Below are 21,348 nucleotides of genomic sequence, written 5' to 3'. Positions count from 1 at the left end.
GACAAGGCTCACGCGTTAGACGGGGCACCGGAAAAAATGGAAAGGGAAAGCCCGCCCAGCGGGCCCGGCGTAGCCGGAAAAATGGAAAGGGAAGGGCGCAGCCCCTGGAGCCGTGTGTGCTGGCTGCGGTCCTGACGTTGGAATAAGCCGAGCGAAAGCGTTGGAACCCGAAAAGGGACATTCAGCGCACCCAGTCCGCCACGGACTATGCGCGGCATTTTCCGGACCTTGATTCGCAGCACGCGCACCGCACGAAAAGGACACGGAACGAATCCGGCCGACATCGTCCTTTACTGGCGCTCAGTGGTACTGCTCCAGTCCTAGGCGCACCTCCGCTCATGAAGCAGGATGGCTTGGACGAACCGCCCATTCACGGCACCGCGGTGGCATTCCCGGGGATGCCCTGTGGCAAAAGCCATTTTGGTTGCGAAGGATCCCGTGCCGAAGGGTGATGAGTGGAGCCATGTACCTTTCGCTTCGTGATATGCAGACACGCCGGCTGTGAGCTTCCGATGAGAGATTTCCGGGGTAGACCAGGGGCGGGCGAGGCCCTGAGTCAAATTGTTCCTCTCTCCGCTCTCTGCACTTTCAAGCTGGCCTATACCGGTGCTGGCAGGCCTTGTGGTGCTGTCCACGTCTGCTTGGCTGCTTGCAAAATCCCGTGGTGGTATGGGAGTTGAGCGTTAGGAAGGTGGCCACGAAGCGCTACCTGCCTGGCCGTCGACGTTGGCAAGCGGCATCAATAGCCGGTCTGGTGGGTGCCGTGCTGCGGTCGCGAGTCAAAGTAGGACACGCTGGGTGCGAGTTTGCCCAGGGTGAGGCCAGTCGCAAGGCACTTGGTACCAGGATCGACGCAATTCAGGCGTAAGGTTTGGCGCACGCCCTTCGCACAACCAGGACACAGACAGAAAAGCGCCAGCGTCAGAAAGCGACAATGCCGGGCTTGTAGGTCAGCATCACCAGCCTTTGTCGCGATAGCCAGAGTGGCCAGTTGCCTTGTCCTTGCTCCGGAAGGTTCTTCTTGCGGTTGAAGGAGAGCCTGCGCACGGCGTCATAAAAGTGCTGCGCCTGGTGAATAGCTGTCCGAACTGGACAAGAAAATGGCTGGAGCAGAAACCGCGTTGCAGCAGGTGCGTCAAGCTACCAGCATGACTGGAACCTGTGGTGCCACGTTGGTCGCAGGGTGCAAAGCTCAGCGCTATCTGGCCTGGTGTGACGCGGACCGAACATTCAGCTAGTCGAGCCCTGGAGGGTTCCAGGGTGACGTTGAGCTTGTGAGCGGGTGTTCATTGATGTGCGGCGTCTGCATAGGACATTGGTCGGGTGCCCGTGGAGCTGGTGACGGACCGGGTGACGTGTCGTTCAGGTCGGCGGCAGCCAGCAAGCCCAGCGGGCGCGTTAGCCAATTTTCCGTGAACATGCCGAAAACATTGGTGTTAGGCTTCGCTGGAGGCCTACCACCAACTCTCTCAGGATCGACCTCGATCCGCGTTCAATCCTGACAGAGAGCCCTATGACCGATATTCGCCGTGCAACATCCCTTCGCCAATTCAAACACGTCATTCGCGTTGCATCAGTTACTGGGCGAAATCCTGAGCGTGACGTAATGCTGCTATGGGTCACGACCGGTATTCGTGTCACCGAACTGGCCCAGGTCGAAATCTCAGACGTGCTCTATCCAAGTGGAGCGGTACGACCAGAGGTGTATCTGTCGTCGCCCATCACGAAGGGCTGTCGTGCCCGGAACATTTACCTCACGCACCCGAAATGCGTTGAAGCCCTTGAGCGCTGGTTTGAGGTGCGTATGGCTCGCCGTTGGGGTTATTCCGGCGCCGATGAGTATCGAGGCATGCGCCCAGGTTCCAAACTTGTTCTGAGCCACAAAGGCCAGGCCTTTGAACTGGCATTCAAGCGCCGCGAGCTGGACAGTGGGCCAGAGGTATACCGGGCATGTGATTCGCTACAACAGACCATCAGCAGGCTCTACCGACAGGCCGGTATTAAGCAGGGTTCGTCGCACAGCGGTAGACGCTCACTTGCGGCTAAGGTGTTGGCTGCAACAGGCGATGTTGAGACGGTGCAAACCATCCTTGGCCATGCGTGCCTTGACCACAGCCCTATTTGACGGTCGATCAAGCGACAATTCGTCAGGCATTTGAAGTTGCTTTGTAGTCGTCATGGGCTTTACCATAAAGGGTAAAGCTACATTCATTCGCACAAGGCTGATTCTTGATGGTTGATACCGATTCGGGGCTGATCGCTGGCAAGGTCGATCCCCGGCATTTTGAGCTACTTCTGGAAGGTACTTCCATTCGTGCCCCGGCGCTGATCGAGGCGCTGCGGGAGCACCTTGTTGATGGCCTGACCGCCAGTGAGGCCTGGACAAAGCATGGTGTGAACATGAGCCAGTTTTCACGACGCCTGGACGTAATCCGTGCAGAGCATCGGCGCGCAGCGGCACTAAGTGAATTTTACCTTTAAAGGTAAAATAAAGCTTGCGAACTTTACCATATAAGGTAAAATTACCTCATTGAAACCAATCACTGAGGTGGTGAATATGGCGGCACAGCAAATCGCAATTGAGGCAAAGCATTTCATCGGGGCCGGCGCAAAAGCATGGCTGATCGCAGGTCGCATTCCCGGTGACGATGACGACACTGCATACCTGGTGTTGGCTGATGATGAGTCTCTGGCTCAAGAGGTCTTTGAAGGACAGCTTTATGCCGATGGGAATGTCACCGAAGAGGACCAGGCCCATTTGGTAGAGCGTTACAGCTCCAGCATCATCATCACTACCAGTCAGCTGCTGAACTAGTCACTGCCAGGCCCGGTTCGCCGGGCCTTCAAGGAAATCTGTAGCTGCATTACGACGACTGGGACGGCAGCACAGAGGCTGACCAGGACATGCCGGAACCGCCCAAGCCCAGCCATGAGGGTGGCAGCAACGACAGTAGGGAGGCGCGATGCGAGCGCCGCAAATGCCAAGGAGCAGATCGTGAGCAAAAAATCGAAACGTCCAGGCCGCGCAGGTCGAAAAAATCAAGCCAATCCAGGTACGGAAGAAAGAGGTCGCTATCAGATTATCTGCCCGCAAACCGGAACACCCGTAGTCACGACTAATCCTCAGGATGCCGTTGACGCGGTGATGCAGCTAGGCACTCATTTCTTCTACGAGATGGATGATAAGGGGCCGTTCTTCGAGTCCCCCGTATGGGTCTGGATGATAGAGCCCGATCCCGAAAACGAAGCGGCCGTAATTGCGGTACGTCACTCGTTTGAGGAGCTCGCGGCACTTCACGACGCAGCTTGCGAATCGACACATTGAATGGATTCCTAAAATTCACGGAAAGCGCACCAGGTACACCACAAGCCCCTGCCTAAGAAACTGGGGCCTACGACGTAGAAGGATGCCCCTTTGGCGTCCACCACATTGAAGGACTGACAACATGGCAACCGGCACTCTGATGCAGCGTTACACCGAGTACAACGACCGGCTGAAAGCCCAAGGAATCAAACTGATCGCCTTCGCCTGCCCGAGCTGCGGACAGAGCATAGAGACCCTTCCAGCTCCGAAAGGTGACGTGTGGGACACCTTGTCGGACTGCCCACATTGCAATGCGATGTTCATGAAGATTACCGAGGGCAAAAAGGCGTACGGCCTCATCCCTGAAGCCCCACCGCAGCCCGTCGATTTTCGGTTCCAAGACGGGCGCACCGAAAGTGTTGATGTGTCGAAGGCCGAGCGTGTGCTCGTACTGGGCGGCTTTGCCCCAAAGGTCTAGGAATTCGCACCAGGTACACCCAAGCCCCGGCAACGCCGGGGCCGAGGTGGCTGCACGGAATAAAGTTTGACACAACGGAATATAGTTTGACACAAGCTATTAAAGTTTGACACAACGCTAAAAGCCCAATGTTTACAAGGGATGCGGCTTAGGTGGTCGGGCTATAAGGCCGAACGATCTAACTCAATTTGAACGAAGGTAAGGCTGAAAGCCCTTCGGGAACAGCACTTAACGGAGCTGTGTTTTCCTAGTACTTTCGGTTTGGGTTGGGGCTTAATGGGATCACTAGCTGTAGGTTCATTCTTCCTGTGACGCAACAACTTCTGGTCGATGAAGCACCGCGGTACCGGCCAAGCTCGGCCAAGCGCCGTCAGGCCGAGTCCGCCAGCAACTCGTGACCAAGGGAGGAACAGGTGCCGGTGCACCTGTTCCTTATTGCCGCCTGCACACTGGTACCGGGCAAGGAGTGTCTCAAGAGGTGCCAACTCAAGTACACAAGCACTTGAATACCGGGAAGATCTCAATCAGTCAGATTTGAGACCTTGACCCATGACAGAAGAATCAAACGCGCCAGAAGTCTCGCCTTATCGTGTGATCAGAGTGGTCGGAATGGATGGCCAAGCACTCGCGGCCACAACCTTGACCAGAGCAACCAAGCTGCTGTCCAAAGGTCGCGCCAGATGGGAAGGGGATTCTGATCAGTCGTGCCTACGGCTACTCTCTGAGCCACTATCACCACCTTTAGAAGAACCTTCTCCTGAATCCCAAGACAAAGAGGCCGGCCGTAAACGGCGGAAAAAAGTCGCTGCCCTTAGGAGGCGTGACGGAGATGACTGTTTCTTTTGCATCAGGCCTATGGAAAGGGAGAACATGACCTTAGAGCACCTTCTCTCCCGTCGGGACGGCGGTACTGATTGCTACGCGAATCTTGTGCTGGCCTGTCGACCATGTAATCACGCAGCGGGGCACCTCGCGGTGATCGAAAAGGTGAAGCTCCGAGAGCGGGCACTTTTGCAGGGCGTGGACCTGCCCCAAGCCGGGCACGGGCATATCAGCTAGAGTGAATTCTGACCCATTTGACTTCTGAGTCTATGTGGAAGCTGCAGCCATAGAGCCGTCAACACACTCCACGATCAGGAGGTCTCACGTGACCGAAGAGCCGTTTATTTTGAGCTCAATAGACAGAGCCAGGGAGTGGGTCGATATTTGTAGCCGCTGCGCGGGACTGCCAAAGGAAAAAGCAGCAATGATGCTCGCGAACCTCTGCGGTTTCGGGGGGTGGGAGATCATGACGTATGCGGTCGAAGCTCTACCTCCCTCACCAGTTGATGAAAAGGTGAGTGTTGAGGTTGCTCGAGCCCGCATGAGCCACCACCTCAAGGTACTCGTTGGTGGGCATGAATTTGATCCCGCCTTCGCTGTCTTCATCGTAAGTATGATTTGCCCTACTTCTGGCCTGCCTTGGAAGTCCTTCACATTGGAGGACGAAATGGAGTTGAGTGCTGATCAACTCCAAACGCTTGAGTCCTTCGCTCATGAGTTCGCACAGAGTGATATGGGTCATCAATATGCTGAAGCGCACAGGCAGCCTGGATTATTCGACCTTATGTGTGAGCCAAGTCGAACCAGATTAGCGCTGGCCCTATGCGGTGATACAGAGCCTCTGCTTTGGACCGGTATATTTGAAGCCTTGGGCTGGGAGTACGAAGAGATAGACGAAATCCCCGATTTTGATGAGGCATCTTTCGTCATTTTTGACCAGATTTTAGGGCAGGTTCCAGTTTATATAACTCCCTTGAGTCTTCCGCCGGCAATCGAGGGTGAACCTGTTGAGCGCACTCAGCGCCTTCAAAGAGCGGCATGTGTCGGTGATTACATGGCTACATGGAGTGACTTCGCGGATTTTGCGCTGATGCTAATGCGATGGCCATGCATGAAAATCATCGACGGTCGATGGTATTGCCATGCTGGAAGTGTCTATAACGGTGAGGCGAACGAGTGGCAGGATCTTTATTTCAACCTGCAGTGCAACAGCCTAGGCACGCTTCTTGAACTCAATGACCATGTAACAGATATCCACCAGGGTCATCCGGCAGTCGAGGACATTGATGGTTCTTTCAGTGCGCTATCGAGTATCTATCTCTCTGGCTACGAACCGGATGATTTCCCTGATGATGTGGTGAAATTTGTACAAGCCAAGAACGAAGAAACAGGATGGTTCATGCAGATGGTGCACGAGGATGATGACGCGTAATTTTACGATGTGGCTACGTACAGGCACTACTTACCTTCTGCATTAGCCCATTGCTTTCCTGCAGATCGCTGGTGATACACTGCAGACTTTACGTGCCATACGGGCACATGTGGCCAGCTTTGCCCGACCTCGGTCGAATAAGCACCTCACACAAACCCATCAGGGGCTCAAGCCCCTATGGGGATTGGGCTCCTTCCAAGAACTGAAGGAGCTTCACATGCAAAAATTCACTGTCATCGCGATCAACGAGGCAAGTGGTCAGATCGTTTCCTACCATGTCCTGGCTGACCATGCTCAGAACGCTTTTGCGTCTGCCGCAGCGATGCACGAAAACCTCACCTTGGTGGTCGCTCTTCCTGGTTGGCAGGAGGAAGACAAGGGTGTGCACTTCCCAGGGGAAAGTTCAGTAGATAGCGCGACTGTACTCGGGCAGCCTGAGGTTTTCGGTGAGCCGCCGTGCAAAGTCACAGCGGGGGTGGTATCAGCCGTCCTAGAAGCCTATTCCGAGCGCGTGTGCAATACCAACGGCCTCTCATTCGACGATTTGGCGAAAGAGTTGGTCCAGGATCTGGAGCCTGGTGAAATCATCAGTGCCACCTATACGGATGTGCCGGATGGAGCAAGTGCGGATATCTGTCAGCAAGCAACCTTCGACGGCATTCGTGCTGCCTTGGTTGCAAACGGCACCATCGAGTTCTGATCCAGATCCATAACCCTAGGGGGTCCAAGCCCCTTTAGGGCTTGGCCTCCTACTTACCAGAGCAGGAGTAGCTATGAATAATTCAGCAGTTGACCAAGCCATCATGGCCAGCGAAGCCCGATTCATTTTCGGAATCAAGCTGGTGGTGCCCGAGTTGTTCGCTGATCCTGGATTCCAGGATTTCGTAAACAGCTCGCAGGTCATGACATGGCACAACAAGAAAGGTCCAATCGATCCAGACGACTTGGCCGATGTCGTAGTCTTCGTCGACCCCAGTCTCAGTGGTGAAGGCACCGATAGCGACATGCCTTATTGGAGTGCAGTTGTCGAGAAACTGAAGACCGCCTTGAGTGAGCGGCACGGCTGTGTTCAAACGGTCCTGCGCGAACATCTGGTGGTGGTTATGTCCAACAACTAAGCAAAAGCCCCGCCGTCGGTGGGGCTTTTTGCTTTGTCAGCGCCGCGGACCTGAAGCGGTGGAGCTCTTTTATGAGTTCGAGCTCGACCGTGCCCTTGAATATTACGGCCCACATGCAGACGTGGCGCCGTCTGAGGCCGTGCACTACCTGGCTCGCTTTGGCGTGGTCTCGTTCAAGAAAGGCGGTCATTCCGAATGGGACCGCATGCTCCGGATCGGAAACCAACTGCACCGTCTGGGGCTACGCGAGATCCTGAACAACCCTGAAGCGTTGATTGCCAGGCTAAACGGTGCTGCCCGGACGCATGACCCCATGAGTGCGTCGGTGGAAGTTACACCGCTGCCTCCTTTGGCTGAATGTGGGCAGTACCTGATGCAGTTCTGACGGGTGTGCGGGTGGGGCCCGGTAGCAATCCTGCACGCGTATACGGAGGACAAGACACGCCAAAAGAACGGCCAATTATCTGGCCCAGTTACTGGAGCCGATACTGCCTTTCACAAGGTTAGTGGGAGGTAAAATGTTGAACCCTGAGGCGCGGTCTTCGCGCTCCAAGATCGACCAGGAAAACAGTAAAGGACTTAAAGATGTTCAATGACCCTATTTCCTACGTAATGTTTTGTGCAGGTGTAGTCGGCCTAGTCTCGGTTTACCACTGGTGGCGGGCGTTCGAGCGAAAGTGCGCAGAAGAACGGCGTCAGTGGATACGGGATGTGAACAATCTGGGCGGGCAATATGGTCACCCAGAGCTGGCCGGAACGCCGGACAACCCCGATGCCGCTTACATCAAATGCTTTGAAGCAGGTCAAACCCCGGCCCAAGTCATCGCCTCCGTGTTCGGCGCACAGCAACCAACCAGCTAACGGAAATCGCCCAGGTACGCCCAAGCACCGCCGTCAAAACGTGGGTCCGAGACCGTAGAGAGGCACTGTAAGTGTGCCCAGGATCAAGCAGGAAAATACGATGAAAAAGATTCTTTCAGTGTTCGCCCAGGTAGCGATGTTCTGCCTTGGCGTCGCACTGTTTGCGGGCTCTCTCTGGTTACTGGTGCGCTTCTTCACTTATGGTGATGACCATCCGCTCAACGGTCTTTTGGGGGTCTTTGGCGTAGCGCCTGTAATGCTGAACATCGCTGACATGAGCACGCTGGACAGCAGCACCCTTGAGATCATCAGCAGCATTTTGAGTGCGTGCGCGATCTACGTGAGCCTTGCCGGTTTCGCAATCGTTGCCTCGAATGAGGCCTCTCTAGTGATCGCAGCAGGTGGTTTGAAGAACTACCGCGCGCTGCCAAAGGCGAAGGTCAGGCCGATAGGTGGATTCCTCGGCGCATTTCTGCAGATGCAGACTTCACCAGTTTTGGCAGAGGATCCGGCTGCCGCAGCAATCCAGTTCGCCCTGGACGATGATGATGGCATGCAGTTCCTGCGACTTTGGAACCAAGGTGATTTTGATGTGATCCGCCGCGAATGGCCCGAGGCTCCCGAGTCGGTTTTCATCGGCGCCGATCAGTTGCACAAACCGTCGAAGTAAGCAGGAAAACAGTCTGGCGCTCATAGCGCCCCGTTGCGGCCGGACGCCGTCCCGTAAGTACGAAGAGGATGTTGGAATGACGAAAGTACGAGCCTGCATTGGTGTTATGGCAGTCGCTGCATGTTCATTGGCCGTTGCCGATGGCGTTGAGCGGAAGTTCACGCAGAACGTGAGCGACCTGAAACCAGGTCAGTGTGTTGCAGCAGGCTACATCTACGAGCAGGGCGAGCTCGCCAGCCTCGCTAAAGGCATCACTCAGGTGTGCACCAAAGTGAAGGGGCGTAGCGTTTGGCTCACGGTTGACCAAAAATCACTGGCTGAGCTGAACTACTGACCATTAGCCCGGCTTGCCGGGCTCTCTCAAGAGCCGCTTCAGGTAAGCGGCTGTCGAGAGACGAAAAATTCAAGGAAAACCCACTCAGTTGCGCCCCAAGCCCAGCCGTCGAACGCTGGGCCTGGCTGAAGGTTTGAGGAACACCATGAGCTATTCAAACAAAGTGCTACGCCAAATTGCTTTTACCCTCGGGAACCCCATTGGCTATTTTGGATTCCCCTGGTTGATGACTCTCGTGACAGTAGGGTTCACCATCAAACAGTTCAATGGGGTTGTTCCAATCCCGCTCTGGATCGGGGGCTCCCTGATACTGACCTTTTCCGCGCTCCCTTTCTACTCGGCCTACACCGGTAAGCGGATTCTCCGCGCTGTCGAGAAAGACTATGGTCCTCGAACCCGCCAGGCGGTGTACGACAAATTCGCCATGGCAAAAGAGGGCGAACGGTATTCGCTGAACATTCCAGACCTTGCCAGGGGATTCGGTGAGAAGAAATAGCGCGGGCGATCTACACCCATAGGTTAAAAGCGCGCCTGATCAGCTCAGATATAAGAAAAAGCTGCCTCGCAAGACCTTGCGGCGACCCAGTTACCCATGCGGGGCACTATGCCAAGGGGCAATATGTGCCGCAGGATTCCAAGCTTGCCTCCAACTGGTTCCGCGCGCAGCAGAGCAGGGCTTAGCGCCGGCCCAGTTCAAGTTCGGCAATCACCACGACCGAGGTTTATGCGCTTCACGAGCCCTGCCGTTCGTTTGGTACAGCGAAGCTGCAGAGCAGGGGCTTGCTGAAGGGCGGACACGCCTAGGCCTTGCGTATGCCTTCGGGCGAAGCGCACCACAGGATCATAGCCAGGGCTGTATCTGGCTATCGGTGCTCATCGCCAACGGAGCGTCAGAATCTGACGATGCACGTGATGCGCTCATGTTGAAACTCAGCCAGACCAGCTGGCGCGAGCTCAGCCAATCGCGGGGTAAAACTTCGAACATTACCGCCCCCAGAACTGATCGGGAATGTCGTTCGAGACCCTGCGGACGGTCAATGCTCCGCGCGGTCTGAACCACGATTCCTGGCCAGGGATCAAGGACGCTTGTGCGTGTCACTACTCTACAGCCCGGCCGGCCGTAAGCACTCGATAAAAATGTCTTTGCTGCCCCTTGCATATTCGACTTCTCAGGAGAGACTTTTTTCATGAAGTCGGATTGCAGAGTTTGCCGAGACATGACCCAGTTCAAGAATGTTGAGATTCAAAAAGACTACCGAAACCTGCATGGCGAGCTGATCGCCACCGTCGGGGCAAAGGGCGTCATCCGTAGCGAAGATCGTGGCCGGCTTGGCGTTGACTTCACCGACGACGTCAGCGGCTGCTTTGTCGCAGACGATGCCTGTGGCCGCAAGTTCCACGAGATCCCGGTTTACAACATCAAGTACGTCTATTCCTGACGGTCGACCAGGTACGCCCTGCGCCATTTCCAGCCGCCTAGAAGAACCTTCGATTTTACGCTGACGACAATCACGCCTCCTTCACTGGGGGCTTCGCCAGTACTGAAACTTTTTCGAGATACTGCCCATGACTGACCTCTCCCACGCCCAGATTGGTGACCTCGTCGAGGACGCTTGCGAGTTCTTCGCCCCGGTTTCTTCTGACCTAGTGGACGGTCTGATTGGTGGTTACCAAGCCGAACGCGTCCGCATCGAGCAGCTGCACGAGATGATGACGGGTGGTGGCTACAGCGTGGCGCTCCATCACTTCATGGAGGGCAACACCAGCGAACAGGGACGCTACTACACCACCAACATCGCGAATCTTATGCAGTTGGAGCCGGCCATAGGATCGCTCAACGCGTCCTACTGGGGTAAGGCCTTGGCACTGACAGACGTCTATGATTGTATGCCCCAGAAACGCCGATCCGAGTGGCAGGAACAGATTCGCAACCCATTGGGCAAGAGGGCTCACAGGCGGGGGTCGTCGGAACAGGTCGAGGAAGAATGGGAGATCCACCCTCTGCCTGATTTCGAAGAGAGGAGTGTGAGGTCAACTCTCAACGATTTGCTGCTGTCGCGCTCAAGGTTTTTTGCTGAAAGGGTCGACGGTATATTCCGGGCACTGTCCGGCGACCATGTCACCAACCAGCCCGGCGCCTTCGGCAATCGGTTGATCGTCGCCAACATGATCACCAGTTATGACACCATCGATCATGACCGCTCTGGTTACCTGAATGACCTGCGCTGCATCATCGCCAAATTCATGGGGCGGGAGGAGCCGAAACACGGTGATACTCAACCGCTTTTGACCGCGTTCCGTCGTCGTACGGGCGAATGGTTCGACGTCGATGGCGGCACCCTGCGCATGAAGCTGTTCAAAAAAGGTACCTGCCATATCGAGGTCCATCCGGAAATGGCATGGCGACTCAATGCGGTATTGGCCAGCATCTACCCATCGGCCATCCCGGCGAGCTTCCGCACCAAGCCAAAAGCCAAGGGCAAACAGCACAAGGTTTTCGGGAAACCGTTGCCATTCCCGGTGATCGCCATGCTCTCGGCTATGCGATCTGAGCCAAACAAACCTGTGAAATACGATCGCTGGCAGGAACCACGGCAGCCGCTGACGGCAAACCCCTACGCCCTCCAGTTCTATGGCGATCGTAACGCGGCAGCCCAGGCTGAGGCAGAAAAGGTCCTGGCCATGATCGGTGGGGTGCGCCATAACAAGAATGCGCATGTATGGTTTGAGTTCGCTTTCGACCCGCGCGAGGCGCTCGATGAGGTCATCATCAGCGGCTGCATCCCGGATACCAAAGGGCATCAGTTCTACCCAACCCCCGATAGTCTCGCTGTGCAGGTTGTCGATCTGGCTGACATCCAGGAGGGACATTCCTGCCTCGAGCCGCAGGCTGGCGTCGGCGGCCTGGCCGATCACATGCCCAAGGACCAGACCCGCTGCATCGAGATCAGCGAGTTGCATTGCAAGGTGCTTGCAGCGAAAGGCTTCGATGTCACCCAGGCTGATTTCCTTGAGTGGGCGAGCACGACTGATGAGCGATTCGACCGGATCGTATGCAACCCACCGTTCAGCGAAGGCCGCTGGTTGTCACATCTGAACGCTGCAGCAGAGTTGCTGACTGATGACGGTCAGATCACTGCGGTTCTGCCGGCCAGCGCGAAGCACAAGGATTTGCTCCCAGGCTTCGAACTGGAGTGGTCCGGTGTAATCGAAAACGCCTTCGCTGGCACTGCAGTATCGGTCGTTATCCTGGTGGCGAGGCGCAAAACGGCCTGACCCTGGCCGGGAAAATGAGGCATCGAGGCCGCTTGCTAGCCTCAATTGCCAGCCCAGGACTCGTGCCACCTATAGGGCAGGATTGGAGCTTGCGCGATTCTCGACTGTGGGAAAATTCCAGTTACTGGGCTGTGACGCGATGGGTGCCGAAAGCCTGACCACAGTGTTCCCAGGTGGCCTGAACAATGAAGCCGGCCGCTCACATCGGAACGAAAGAGGAATGACCATGAAAAGCAAAGTCACGCTCATCGGAGCAGCTCTCGCCGGCTGCGTATCGGCTGCAGCTGGAGTGCTGTCGGTCGCAAGCACTTTTGAGGCTGCAACGGTACCCGAAATTCAAGCGGCAATGGCCGGGTCAGACTGTGCCGCTAAACTGCTCAGGCAGGCCAACCGCAATGCGATCGAGATCCGACGCCGGGACCTCGTAGGCCTCGAAAAGAGGTGCCAGCCAATTGAACAGCAGGCGAAAGCCTTCTCCAATTAGGCGCTGGGCTCCGTTCTATTATCAGCCCGCATATCTGTCATCCAACCTCAACGACAAGGAAATCACCCGAATGAGCATCACGCGCTACCATGCCACTCCACCCAGCCAAGTTATCGGCGAGAAAGTACTCAGGCTCGTGGAGGACAACATCACCGACCTGAGCATGGTCGCTGTACCGCCCAGCAATCATCTCTACGAGATCTATCGTTGGGCGCTTCCTACCGAAATTGGGGTGTACATCAGCCGCATTGGCAAAGTTGCTAGTGAGCCGGTAGAGCTCCTGGTGGCATTCGACGACGCGGCGCCGCATGAAGTAGTCGGGTTCCTCCTGTACTCTCCAGTGCCTACGCACCCTGAGGCGTGCGGGGTCAACTACATGGCCGTCAAGCAATCCCATCGCCGTCGCGGAATTGGTACCCAGTTGATGAAGATGCTGATCGGACAGCACCCACACACTGAGCTCACCTGCCAGATCAAAAAGGTACCGTTCTACGAGTCACTTGGCCTTCAGGTGTTGGACTCGCACAACACTCAGGTGGTGATGAACACGCGTTCGGCGAGCACTCCAGGGCTGATGGCTGTTCTTGACGTGAAGCCGATCTACGAGTCGAGCGAAGTCAGGGAGCATCACAGCGCTCTGGTGCAGCGCTGGGGGCTCAGGGCAATGATCCAGGCTGAGAAACAGCTTGAACGCCACGTTGCGCAGCTTGCGCAACGGGCTAAGGTATTCGTTGACGCCCGTCCTAAAGCTGTCCAAGCCCCAGAGTGACTTCAGGCATATCGCAGCGACTGCTCCAGGCCGTGAAACGGGAGGTTGCAGCAGGAGGTGAGGGCGCGAGCATCACGCCCAGGACTGACCGTAGTGCGATCCACAGGCCCTGGAGAGGGGCATGACCGAAGGCCAGCCTCAGTGTGGGGCATCTACCGATTCGGCTTGGGCTTTTCGCAGGGCCGCGGTGAAGCTTGCCAGTGATGGAGCCTGATCAAGGGCAAGGTACAGCTGTTCAATGCTCGCACCTGGAGGAAGAGCGTTTATCGTGTCATCGAGCTCGAGCTTTTGGTCTGGGCTGAGCGTCAGTCCAGCACACTGCTCCAGGTATCGTGCCACAAACTCCCGGTTATCCTTCAGTCCGCCCGCTCTGAGCGGTGCAGCTGCGATCGGAAAGTCATCACCCCGGATGCGGCCGCGTTCGATGCCTTCAATCACATTATCAAAGGCCGCGTTCAGTCGTTTCTCATCGGCGGCGAACGCCGCGATTTGCTGGAGTTTTTGCTTGTCCACCGGTAGTTCTCCTTTGAAAATGTCAGCCATAAATTTCGCATAGCAGCGTAGGTGGAAATGGCCCTCAGCGCTACACTTGGTGACGTCGACTATCGGGATCGATCCGGTCACCACGCATCGGTGCTTGAGTCCAGGAAGGGGAGACCGCTACAGATGCAGGAGGATCACATGCCTATCAAACCTGAAACGACCTATCGATTCGTAAAGAGCGGCAACCTCGTGCGAACGATTGAGGAGACCACCTACGGCGCTCCCGGTAACTGGGTTGTCTCCCGAATCGACACGGGCAAGCAAATGGTCGTTTCTGGCCGGGCCCTGGTCGACCCCGAACACCCAGACTGGTCTTAATTCCCTCGGCGCGAGAGTGGAGGGGACCCGGGTAACCGGCCCTTCCCAGGTGGCAAATTGCCAATGAATGGCCCCTAAAGCTAGGGATAATACTAGCGGCACCGGTGGTGCAGATCGCCGGTTGTGTTAGCAATTTAAGCCACTGGCCCGGTTAACCGGGCCATCTCACCAAAATCAAAGAATCGACCAAGGGTTTTGCTATGAAAGTCATCTACCAATGCAGCAACCTCATTGCTTTCGCAATCGCCGCCGCACTTCTTCTTTGGGTCAGGCCTGGAGAAGAGTTCCTTCGCGAATTCGGCTTCCAAAGTGACTTAATTCGGATGACGATGCTCGGTTTTGCTGTCGTTCCTGGCATTGTGGGTGGATCAGTCATTCGATCGATGGTGGCTTCGCAGGATGCTGCAAGCCAGCGCTGATGCACAGGACGCCATGCTTTGGGTGGTCCGGCGACTGTGGATAATGCCGATAAGATGTTTCAGCCGATCGCCCGGCACAAGGTGAACTCCCTTTGCACGAAAGCGCTGGAAGTCCGGTGTATTGGGCCCTTTCCAGGTGACAGATTGCCAATACATGGCTCCCGAGGTTCGTGACAATACCGCCGGCACCGGTGGTGCTGTTCGCTAACTCTGGAGGGTATAAGATGCGTCGCCTGTTTTTTTTGACTGCTTGGAGTTCACCATGGCAGTGAATCCGAAACACCCAGTCAGCCAAGCGCTCCGGAAAGTCGGTTGCGCAATAGTGATCTGCGGCCTTGGTGGCTATTCCCTTTTCACGTTCTTTGGTCCTCAGCCGCCTAAACAGCTTGAACTGCCAGGCGTGACTGTCTCTCAGGTTGAGCTGGCCTCAATGACGACTTGCGTGGATGGGGTCAGCTACCTGACTCGTTTAGGGAGCCCAGTTGCAGCACTGCTTGATGCTCAGGGCCTGGCGCTACGTTGCAGTGGTGGGCACAACGCAGGTTTTGAACAGTTTGGTGTGAGATACAGAATCTACTGCATCAACCGCATACAGGTTGTGAGACTGATTGAGCGCTACAGAGGAAGCACGTTCGTTCGCTACAACCCGGCTACTGGCAGGCCTCTGGCCTGTGACTCTGATTCAAGTGACAACTGGGCCTCGTCTAGCGAGCGGTAGAGGCATGAGGCAGAACACCTGAGTTGCTCGCCAACGCTGATGTCCAGGACACCAGTTTCGATGGGTCGTCCGGTGACAGCGCTTAACGTCGCTAAGCTGTTCCAGCCGATCGCCCAGCGGATGGGGAATCGGCAGACAGTTTCGGTGCTTGGGATTGAGTAGGGCGAAAAAACAATCTTCCCGGATTACAGAGTCAGGCACCCCCAGATACCTTACTGTTGGGTTACAATTTCAGGCTCAGTATTACCAGCTGGTTGACCATGTCCAAGCATCGAGGCAACGACTACCGCTATCAGGTTTGCCGATCCGAAGCACGTAAGGCTGCACAGGATTTAGTGAATGAAAACCAGAACCTCATTGACCGTGGCGTTGACACGTCGGAGATACGCTTCGAGCCAATTACGCAAAGTGCTATCGAAGCGTCCTATCTCTGGGGGGATGAGGCCACTCTGTACCCGTGGGATGACGTACACGATTGGAAGCAAAAGGACACTCGAGGATTTGACATCTCGCTCTGGTTTGCTCAAGAACTGTGCGGGTTGTGTTATGCCACTCCCCGAAAAAGCAAGCTTTGCATCAAAATTGTGATTCTTGAAGGCAAGCCAGACCGCACCCATCCTTTGCGAGGAGCTGTTGCCGCACTGGCGCTGACTGCAATTGAAAACTACGCTCTGCTGATTGGGTGTTCTGAGATCGAGGTCCAGGAGCCAGCTGCAGGTGCTATTCCGTTGTACGAAAGCCTTGGCTTTACGCACGACCCGACAGGCCGACTTGTTATTGCGGTCGAGCAGTAATACTATCCACTTAAATTTTGAGGCCCGAGGGGTTTCCATGCAAAAGCCAAAGCACGAACCAAAGCCAATGATGGCTGCTCGTTTCCAGGCCGAAGCACGTGCCACGCTGGCGTCGCGTACTGCCAAACGCAGCCGATTCCTTGATGTGGCGCTGTCCAAAGGTCGTGAATTCGAACCTGTAGGCCGCTTGGCTGGCTAAGTTATCTGTTCACCGATCTTCTCCGAAAAGCTGCCTTTAAGGCAGCTTTTTTTATGCCCGCTTTTTAGGCCGACCTCAAGTTCCTCAGGTTGAGTGGCGGTGCCTAGCATGAACAGACTGCCTGCGATTCGTCGGCCATGCCGTGCCGATGAACAACCCACCTCAAGTCTTGGCGATCACTGACACACCCGGTGCGCTAGTGGCGCGATTCACCATCTGCACTCCATTTGCCGGCATAGTTTGCAGGCTGGCCCTGGTATGCACAGTGGTAAGTGACGAAGGCCGTGCAAACTCTCCTCTACCATGCAGGCCTGATTAATGTTGGTGCGTCGCGTGAAGCGCCACCAGCAAGTGCTGGGTAGCCTCGTGCAGGCTGCATCCAGCGCCTTCATCACGAATGTTCATGCGCCCCGGTCCAAAGTACAACACATCGATAGCAAGGCTCAGTTGCACCCTGCGGATCTCGCCCGGGGCCAAGAGAAGACCGCTTGGAGGCTTTCGAAATAAATGCGAAATTTTGGAAATAGCTGCGACAGATAAGCACGGCAGCAGGCTTGAGGGGGCAACGACTTTTTGAGTGGCTATACCAGCTTTGCCAGGTTGTGCGCCTTTTCTTTCCATGGGTGGAAGGCCTGCTGGGCACAGTCGTGCATCTGGATGGTGGGGGCCTCGACCTGGATCGGGAGGGGTTCAAGTGTAGTGCGCCTATGGAGCCCAGGTGGAAGCTCAAGTCCAAACGTCATGGAAAATGGTTTAGGCCAGTCGCATCTATTTGCAAAAAATTTTAAGACAGTCGCAACAATTGCCATCAGAAGTCGCAGCTATTTCGCGAACGCGACGAGGATCTGCGAGCTTTGCGCAAATCGCCCGGCAGACCGGGCTATTTGGCGGCTGGATATTTTCTCCGTTGTTCGCAGTCGGCTCGATTACTGGGCTTCCGCCGGCAGGCGGAACATCTTCTGCACGGCTTGCGGGTCAACCTGCCAGTGACCCGCTTCGGTGTAGCTAATGCACCCAAGTCTGGTTACGCCGCAACCTGGTGGATGGGTTGCGTCCAGAATGACTGGTCATTCTAGGTATCTCCCATTCTGATCTAGGTGTGTGGGTAGGCTTCTTCACGTAGCACAGATCGAACCGCGCGAGCTCGTGACGTATCAAACGGATTCCGTGTCGGTTCATGCCGAAAGGTTTGCGCGACACGGCTGATTTTCTGAATCCGCGACCGCATCCAGTTGGCATCAGCGGTGTACTTGGCATCTGGATTATTTGCCAATAGGGCCTGCATTTTGACTGTCAGTTCTGGAGTCAGGATTACTCGTCCAAGGACATGGAAGTCATGGTGGTGTAGCGTCGAACAGTCCTCGGCGGTCATCGCCGCCAGGTTCGATGGGATACCCGCGCAAAACCGGTCAGTTTGAAAGATGCGTATAGCATGAGCGAGCATCGTGCCGGCTGATAGCTTCCCTCGCTGCAGTGGGACGACCACGCGAGCACCGCGGGCGATCCAGGCACCAACGCGATTTGCGTGCACCTCCCACAGCGCGAGAGTTTCGGTCTGATCGCCGATGACGTCAGGAGCGACGATGCTCAAACCATCAGGCCGATCGGTGTGGCCCAGTACTGTTTCATAGGCTGAGAACACCTTTGACCAGTTCACCGAATCACCCTTCTGGAAAGCAGTAAAAGCCCCAGAGTCAATGAACACAGCACCTCCGGCGTCGAGGTGACGGGGAAGTACTCTGATCATTTTGAGTGTGTCCAACAACGTTGCAACAACCCCAACAGGTACGCCTTCGTCGACTGCTGCACGAAGGTCGGACGTGGCCGACATTCCGGAGTGGAATGACGCTTGCCAACTAAACTCCATCTCTTCTCTACCCACTGCGCGGGCGCGAATGTCGCGCCTCTCCACGGCCGCAACCCCGCATGGCGGGGGCTCGGGAGAACCGGCGAAAGTGCGCGATTCGAAGCTTAAGAATTCAGTGATCGGCGTATGCTTTGTGATTAGCGCTTCGGGTGAAATCTTGCACTCGACTAACTCAAGAGCCGACACCGACATAAAACAACACGACCACGGGATTGCAAGTGCCGTACCGGCCCCAGAGCTTCGGGTTTGAAGTGAAGGTACATCCTTCTTCTGTTGCGGGTGACCTCAGGTGCCCTTGCTGTCGTGGTCCGTGATTGAGAGGTAGAAGGTTCTTCTGTGAGTATCGGACCGGATGTTCACTCTTGACCACGAGGGCTAGGAGTCAGCCCCTGGGAAGGAGTGACCCTTTGGAGGGCGCTGATTGCCAGCTAAAGCCTGACTCTATCCGCCAAGATGACTTTTTTCTTGCGGAGCATCGTATGGCCAGGCGCCGTAACACCTCAACTCTTGATGACCTGCTGAGCATCGCCATGAAGATGCCCCTATGGGCGAATTTGGTGATTGCTGGCGGGGCTTTTGCCCTGCTGCGGTATTACGCCGGCTCCCAATTACCCACGATGCAACATGCGCAAAGCGGTGAGCTTGCTCAGGTACTCGTGGACTACTTCCTCAGGCTGTTTGCTTTTATTGGCCAGTACGTCATACCAACCGTCTTCGTGCTAGGTGGAATTATGGGGTGGTTGCAACGTGCGATAAGGACGCGCAAGTTCAACAGCATTTCGAATTCCAAGCAGCCGGGAATGGTTTTGCGGAATCTGACCTGGGAGCAGTTTGAGCACATGATTGGCGAAGCTTTCAGAAAGCAGGGCTACAGGGTTGAGGAAACCGTGAAAGGTCCGGACGGCGGCGTCGACCTGGTCCTACGCAAAGGAGGGGAAATGTTCCTGGTCCAATGCAAACAGTGGAGAGCAGCCAAGGTAAGTGTTCAGGTGGTACGCGAGCTCTATGGCGTCATGTCTGCTCGAGGCGCCGCGGGAGGCTTCGTGGTGACCTCAGGTGGATTCACCAAGGACGCTTGGAAGTTTGCTCGTGCAACGAACGTGAGTCTTGTGGACGGGGAGCGGCTTGTCGAGTGGTTCAAGCCAGCATCTGAGAAGGGGCACGCATTGCCCGGAGGCAACTCGGAACCCGCTGCGGATCAAGCGATAAGTGAGCCGGCAGTAGTGTTGAACGGCGAGGCAGTTGATGAGCGCCAAGCCCAGTCCACCAAGAACAAGCAGTTGCTGTCTTGCCCACGCTGTGGAGGGGGAATGACCCCTCGATACGCCAAAGCCATGAACAACGGGATTGCAAGCAATGTATTCCTGGGATGTCTCAATTTCCCGGCTTGCCGTGGCACTCGGCAGATTGAGGGCTGATCTCACTTCGGAGTGAACCGCCATGACTGCCTGGTTCGCCGGAGATGTTGATGGCATTCTCGCTTCCTGGTGATGTGGTGCAATGAGCCCCAAATTCGATTAGGTAGATGCGGCTCGAATACTTGGCAACCAGGGACTCATCTTCACGGATAGCAGTACCGCTAGCGGTGCCAGCGACACCACCTGGAAAGAGGGCTGTCTGAACTGGGCCTCGGTGACCTCACCTGGCGCCATCAGTTGGATAGCGCTTGGCATCCACTGGCCGGTGGCGGTCACCTTTCAGTAGCTCTGATGAAGTCGGCGTCGCAATCGGCCTGGGGAATGTAAGTCGGCGCAATGTGCCGATGTTCAGTCAAGGCGGCCCTGTCGGCTTCCGTCAGGGAGCCGGATCTGCCACGGGGACGGGCGGTTACAGGTAGCCACGCCATGGGGCTGACGACCTGGCTGCTGTTGAGGTAAAGCGGGGATGGGGAGAAAGGTAAGAGCCAACAGGATCAGCGTGTACAAGTCATCAGCCATCGTTCGCGTCCGGAGTTAGTTGAGCAACATGTTTGAGCGATAGAGTGCAGACCAGGACAGCAGCGTAGCCCTAGGCTGCTCCAGTCCGGATCAGCTCGAAACATAGTTTCGGGTGCACGTACAATGCTTCTCGTAAAACTCCACGGCCTTGATGTCAGGCATGTTTGTCGGACACGGCTGTAGGGTTTTGGTCGTGTTAATACACGCACAGCCTTCTTCGAAGTACTCCCTGTTGAGCCGAAGCCGTTCCTGCTCTTTGATCGGGTCGATTTGCATTGACTTTCTCCTATGCTGGCGCTGTAGCACCCTTGTATCAGCGATTACTGAATGGGAGCTGGGGAGGACTCACGTTCGATTTCCTACTGCTCGCCTGGGCCATGTGCCAAAGTGCAACAGTACCTACGGCCAAGAGCTCCCACCCAGGCAGAACAGCCGCGGATTCCAACTGACATGAAGTTTGATTCGTCCTGCAGGTTTGGGACGGAGATCTTCTTAACCAGCGCTGCTGGCCATTACTGTGGCATTGAAGCGTCGTCTCAGCATGTCACCGAGATGTTCGGCATCGTTCACCGCATCCGCGCAGTCACGCGTGAGTGCGCTGGCCAGCGCCTCACTAAGCCAGTGACTCGTGTCGGGACTACTCAGGATTTTCTGAACCTCAAGCTCAATTGCTTCCGGAGTGGAATCGCATTGCTCGTGCACACCGCCCCAGTAGGCGCTTTCCCAAAGCTTTTTGGGGAAGCCGTTCATGAACGCTGCGTGGAATGGTGCTTCTACCCGGCTGCCAATGCGGTCCTTGTTAGCATCATTGAACCCCTGGCGATGGCCCTCATCTTCACAGAACTGAAGGAGGTCAATCACCTCCAGTCCGGTGAAAGCAGACTGGTGGCGGCCGCTCCAAGGTATCTGGCCACATTGGTTGAGGAAGATGATCGGCGCGTGTTCAGCCGGGCTCTCGTGTTGCTGGATAATGGTCATTGAGGGGTCCTAATTGCTGCGACTCTG

The 21,348-nt window shown here is 55.8% G+C and carries 26 protein-coding genes and 1 pseudogene; 23 read left to right on the top strand and 4 right to left on the bottom strand.

All coding sequences use genetic code 11. The annotated features are described in order from the left end of the window. The first annotated feature begins 1,513 nt into the window (after nucleotides 1–1,513). The 18 genes and pseudogenes from AC05QJ_RS32555 to AC05QJ_RS32470 all read left to right on the top strand — a co-directional run bounded on the left by AC05QJ_RS32555 (nucleotide 1,514) and on the right by AC05QJ_RS32470 (nucleotide 13,548). Nucleotides 1,514–2,172: pseudogene (locus AC05QJ_RS32555) on the top strand (tyrosine-type recombinase/integrase). A 60-nt stretch (nucleotides 2,173–2,232) separates the two neighbouring features. Continuing rightward, nucleotides 2,233–2,481 carry a PapB/FocB family fimbrial expression transcriptional regulator gene (locus AC05QJ_RS32550; RefSeq protein ID WP_095158318.1) on the top strand — a complete coding sequence of 83 codons (249 nt, stop codon included), beginning with the start codon at nucleotides 2,233–2,235 and terminating at the stop codon, nucleotides 2,479–2,481. 76 nt (nucleotides 2,482–2,557) lie between these two features. Further along, nucleotides 2,558–2,815, top strand: a complete 258-nt coding sequence (locus AC05QJ_RS32545; protein ID WP_476748153.1) for a hypothetical protein — start codon at nucleotides 2,558–2,560, stop codon at nucleotides 2,813–2,815. A gap of 180 nt (nucleotides 2,816–2,995) precedes the next feature. After that, complete coding sequence (locus AC05QJ_RS32540; protein WP_225786335.1) at nucleotides 2,996–3,325, top strand: hypothetical protein; 330 nt, start codon at nucleotides 2,996–2,998, stop codon at nucleotides 3,323–3,325. A 121-nt stretch (nucleotides 3,326–3,446) separates the two neighbouring features. Beyond that, entirely contained in the window at nucleotides 3,447–3,782 is a 336-nt protein-coding gene (locus AC05QJ_RS32535; protein ID WP_476748152.1) for a hypothetical protein, read from the top strand. Nucleotides 3,783–4,331: 549 nt separating this feature from the next. Beyond that, nucleotides 4,332–4,841, top strand: a complete 510-nt coding sequence (locus AC05QJ_RS32530) for an HNH endonuclease (protein WP_476748151.1) — start codon at nucleotides 4,332–4,334, stop codon at nucleotides 4,839–4,841. Between the two features lie 88 nt (nucleotides 4,842–4,929). Next, nucleotides 4,930–6,036, top strand: a complete 1,107-nt coding sequence (locus AC05QJ_RS32525; RefSeq protein WP_476748150.1) for a hypothetical protein — start codon at nucleotides 4,930–4,932, stop codon at nucleotides 6,034–6,036. A 217-nt stretch (nucleotides 6,037–6,253) separates the two neighbouring features. Beyond that, nucleotides 6,254–6,736 carry a hypothetical protein gene (locus tag AC05QJ_RS32520; RefSeq protein ID WP_476748149.1) on the top strand — a complete coding sequence of 161 codons (483 nt, stop codon included), beginning with the start codon at nucleotides 6,254–6,256 and terminating at the stop codon, nucleotides 6,734–6,736. Nucleotides 6,737–6,809: 73 nt separating this feature from the next. Beyond that, on the top strand, nucleotides 6,810–7,154 hold the full coding sequence (locus AC05QJ_RS32515; RefSeq protein WP_476748148.1) for a hypothetical protein: 345 nt from the start codon (nucleotides 6,810–6,812) through the stop codon (nucleotides 7,152–7,154). Between the two features lie 58 nt (nucleotides 7,155–7,212). Next, complete coding sequence (locus tag AC05QJ_RS32510) at nucleotides 7,213–7,539, top strand: hypothetical protein (RefSeq protein WP_476748147.1); 327 nt, start codon at nucleotides 7,213–7,215, stop codon at nucleotides 7,537–7,539. 200 nt (nucleotides 7,540–7,739) lie between these two features. Further along, nucleotides 7,740–8,015, top strand: a complete 276-nt coding sequence (locus AC05QJ_RS32505) for a hypothetical protein (protein WP_476748146.1) — start codon at nucleotides 7,740–7,742, stop codon at nucleotides 8,013–8,015. A gap of 100 nt (nucleotides 8,016–8,115) precedes the next feature. After that, the gene (locus AC05QJ_RS32500; RefSeq protein ID WP_476748145.1) at nucleotides 8,116–8,685 is read left to right on the top strand and encodes a hypothetical protein; all 570 of its coding nucleotides are present in this window, start codon (nucleotides 8,116–8,118) and stop codon (nucleotides 8,683–8,685) included. Nucleotides 8,686–8,761: 76 nt separating this feature from the next. Beyond that, nucleotides 8,762–9,019 (top strand): hypothetical protein, encoded by a 258-nt coding sequence (locus AC05QJ_RS32495; protein ID WP_476748144.1) that lies wholly within the window; start codon nucleotides 8,762–8,764, stop codon nucleotides 9,017–9,019. Between the two features lie 145 nt (nucleotides 9,020–9,164). Beyond that, the gene (locus AC05QJ_RS32490; RefSeq protein WP_476748143.1) at nucleotides 9,165–9,515 is read left to right on the top strand and encodes a hypothetical protein; all 351 of its coding nucleotides are present in this window, start codon (nucleotides 9,165–9,167) and stop codon (nucleotides 9,513–9,515) included. Between the two features lie 721 nt (nucleotides 9,516–10,236). Then, nucleotides 10,237–10,458, top strand: coding sequence for a hypothetical protein (locus AC05QJ_RS32485; protein ID WP_476748142.1), 222 nt, complete (start codon nucleotides 10,237–10,239; stop codon nucleotides 10,456–10,458). A 127-nt stretch (nucleotides 10,459–10,585) separates the two neighbouring features. Then, nucleotides 10,586–12,295, top strand: a complete 1,710-nt coding sequence (locus AC05QJ_RS32480) for a DUF4942 domain-containing protein (protein ID WP_476748141.1) — start codon at nucleotides 10,586–10,588, stop codon at nucleotides 12,293–12,295. A 226-nt stretch (nucleotides 12,296–12,521) separates the two neighbouring features. Beyond that, entirely contained in the window at nucleotides 12,522–12,779 is a 258-nt protein-coding gene (locus tag AC05QJ_RS32475; RefSeq protein WP_476748140.1) for a hypothetical protein, read from the top strand. A 70-nt stretch (nucleotides 12,780–12,849) separates the two neighbouring features. Continuing rightward, on the top strand, nucleotides 12,850–13,548 hold the full coding sequence (locus AC05QJ_RS32470; protein WP_476748139.1) for a GNAT family N-acetyltransferase: 699 nt from the start codon (nucleotides 12,850–12,852) through the stop codon (nucleotides 13,546–13,548). A gap of 138 nt (nucleotides 13,549–13,686) precedes the next feature. Here AC05QJ_RS32470 and AC05QJ_RS32465 read toward each other — a convergent pair whose 3' ends face one another. Then, nucleotides 13,687–14,061, bottom strand: coding sequence for a hypothetical protein (locus AC05QJ_RS32465; protein WP_476748138.1), 375 nt, complete (start codon nucleotides 14,059–14,061; stop codon nucleotides 13,687–13,689). A gap of 168 nt (nucleotides 14,062–14,229) precedes the next feature. On the opposite strand from AC05QJ_RS32465, the gene AC05QJ_RS32460 reads away from it, so the two are divergent. The 4 genes from AC05QJ_RS32460 to AC05QJ_RS32445 all read left to right on the top strand — a co-directional run bounded on the left by AC05QJ_RS32460 (nucleotide 14,230) and on the right by AC05QJ_RS32445 (nucleotide 16,539). Continuing rightward, entirely contained in the window at nucleotides 14,230–14,409 is a 180-nt protein-coding gene (locus AC05QJ_RS32460; protein WP_476748137.1) for a hypothetical protein, read from the top strand. Nucleotides 14,410–14,609: 200 nt separating this feature from the next. Further along, the gene (locus AC05QJ_RS32455; protein WP_476748136.1) at nucleotides 14,610–14,828 is read left to right on the top strand and encodes a hypothetical protein; all 219 of its coding nucleotides are present in this window, start codon (nucleotides 14,610–14,612) and stop codon (nucleotides 14,826–14,828) included. A 978-nt stretch (nucleotides 14,829–15,806) separates the two neighbouring features. After that, nucleotides 15,807–16,340 (top strand): N-acetyltransferase, encoded by a 534-nt coding sequence (locus tag AC05QJ_RS32450; protein ID WP_476748135.1) that lies wholly within the window; start codon nucleotides 15,807–15,809, stop codon nucleotides 16,338–16,340. Between the two features lie 37 nt (nucleotides 16,341–16,377). After that, nucleotides 16,378–16,539 carry a hypothetical protein gene (locus AC05QJ_RS32445; RefSeq protein WP_476748134.1) on the top strand — a complete coding sequence of 54 codons (162 nt, stop codon included), beginning with the start codon at nucleotides 16,378–16,380 and terminating at the stop codon, nucleotides 16,537–16,539. Nucleotides 16,540–16,854: 315 nt separating this feature from the next. On the opposite strand, the gene AC05QJ_RS32440 is transcribed toward AC05QJ_RS32445, so the two are convergent. Together AC05QJ_RS32440 and AC05QJ_RS32435 are read right to left on the bottom strand one after the other, a co-directional pair. After that, the gene (locus tag AC05QJ_RS32440) at nucleotides 16,855–17,160 is read right to left on the bottom strand and encodes a hypothetical protein (RefSeq protein ID WP_476748133.1); all 306 of its coding nucleotides are present in this window, start codon (nucleotides 17,158–17,160) and stop codon (nucleotides 16,855–16,857) included. Nucleotides 17,161–17,632: 472 nt separating this feature from the next. Next, nucleotides 17,633–18,244: a hypothetical protein gene (locus tag AC05QJ_RS32435; protein ID WP_476748132.1), complete on the bottom strand. Its 612-nt coding sequence runs from the start codon at nucleotides 18,242–18,244 to the stop codon at nucleotides 17,633–17,635. A gap of 641 nt (nucleotides 18,245–18,885) precedes the next feature. Here AC05QJ_RS32435 and AC05QJ_RS32430 point away from each other — a divergent pair. After that, a complete protein-coding gene (locus AC05QJ_RS32430) occupies nucleotides 18,886–19,824 on the top strand; it encodes a restriction endonuclease (RefSeq protein ID WP_476748131.1) in 939 nt (312 codons plus the stop codon). Between the two features lie 1,011 nt (nucleotides 19,825–20,835). Here the strand turns inward: AC05QJ_RS32430 and AC05QJ_RS32425 are convergent. Beyond that, nucleotides 20,836–21,321, bottom strand: a complete 486-nt coding sequence (locus AC05QJ_RS32425) for a hypothetical protein (RefSeq protein WP_476748130.1) — start codon at nucleotides 21,319–21,321, stop codon at nucleotides 20,836–20,838. Nucleotides 21,322–21,348: the final 27 nt, after the last annotated feature.

This window comes from Pseudomonas sp. TUM25319 (assembly GCF_056388475.1).
Note: the sequence above shows the minus strand (reverse complement) of the source record. Positions and strands in the feature narration are given on the sequence as shown.

Bases quoted from the DNA above. Each gene is read 5' to 3' on its own strand.
- AC05QJ_RS32550 (WP_095158318.1), top strand. From the start codon at position 2,233: ATGGTTGATACCGATTCGGGGCTGATCGCTGGCAAGGTCGATCCCCGG.
- AC05QJ_RS32545 (WP_476748153.1), top strand. From the start codon at position 2,558: ATGGCGGCACAGCAAATCGCAATTGAGGCAAAGCATTTCATCGGGGCC.
- AC05QJ_RS32535 (WP_476748152.1), top strand. From the start codon at position 3,447: ATGGCAACCGGCACTCTGATGCAGCGTTACACCGAGTACAACGACCGG.
- AC05QJ_RS32530 (WP_476748151.1), top strand. From the start codon at position 4,332: ATGACAGAAGAATCAAACGCGCCAGAAGTCTCGCCTTATCGTGTGATC.
- AC05QJ_RS32520 (WP_476748149.1), top strand. From the start codon at position 6,254: ATGCAAAAATTCACTGTCATCGCGATCAACGAGGCAAGTGGTCAGATC.
- AC05QJ_RS32515 (WP_476748148.1), top strand. From the start codon at position 6,810: ATGAATAATTCAGCAGTTGACCAAGCCATCATGGCCAGCGAAGCCCGA.
- AC05QJ_RS32505 (WP_476748146.1), top strand. From the start codon at position 7,740: ATGTTCAATGACCCTATTTCCTACGTAATGTTTTGTGCAGGTGTAGTC.
- AC05QJ_RS32500 (WP_476748145.1), top strand. From the start codon at position 8,116: ATGAAAAAGATTCTTTCAGTGTTCGCCCAGGTAGCGATGTTCTGCCTT.
- AC05QJ_RS32495 (WP_476748144.1), top strand. From the start codon at position 8,762: ATGACGAAAGTACGAGCCTGCATTGGTGTTATGGCAGTCGCTGCATGT.
- AC05QJ_RS32490 (WP_476748143.1), top strand. From the start codon at position 9,165: ATGAGCTATTCAAACAAAGTGCTACGCCAAATTGCTTTTACCCTCGGG.
- AC05QJ_RS32485 (WP_476748142.1), top strand. From the start codon at position 10,237: ATGACCCAGTTCAAGAATGTTGAGATTCAAAAAGACTACCGAAACCTG.
- AC05QJ_RS32480 (WP_476748141.1), top strand. From the start codon at position 10,586: ATGACTGACCTCTCCCACGCCCAGATTGGTGACCTCGTCGAGGACGCT.
- AC05QJ_RS32475 (WP_476748140.1), top strand. From the start codon at position 12,522: ATGAAAAGCAAAGTCACGCTCATCGGAGCAGCTCTCGCCGGCTGCGTA.
- AC05QJ_RS32470 (WP_476748139.1), top strand. From the start codon at position 12,850: ATGAGCATCACGCGCTACCATGCCACTCCACCCAGCCAAGTTATCGGC.
- AC05QJ_RS32460 (WP_476748137.1), top strand. From the start codon at position 14,230: ATGCCTATCAAACCTGAAACGACCTATCGATTCGTAAAGAGCGGCAAC.
- AC05QJ_RS32455 (WP_476748136.1), top strand. From the start codon at position 14,610: ATGAAAGTCATCTACCAATGCAGCAACCTCATTGCTTTCGCAATCGCC.
- AC05QJ_RS32450 (WP_476748135.1), top strand. From the start codon at position 15,807: ATGTCCAAGCATCGAGGCAACGACTACCGCTATCAGGTTTGCCGATCC.
- AC05QJ_RS32445 (WP_476748134.1), top strand. From the start codon at position 16,378: ATGCAAAAGCCAAAGCACGAACCAAAGCCAATGATGGCTGCTCGTTTC.
- AC05QJ_RS32440 (WP_476748133.1), bottom strand. From the start codon at position 17,160: ATGGAAAGAAAAGGCGCACAACCTGGCAAAGCTGGTATAGCCACTCAA.
- AC05QJ_RS32430 (WP_476748131.1), top strand. From the start codon at position 18,886: ATGGCCAGGCGCCGTAACACCTCAACTCTTGATGACCTGCTGAGCATC.
- AC05QJ_RS32425 (WP_476748130.1), bottom strand. From the start codon at position 21,321: ATGACCATTATCCAGCAACACGAGAGCCCGGCTGAACACGCGCCGATC.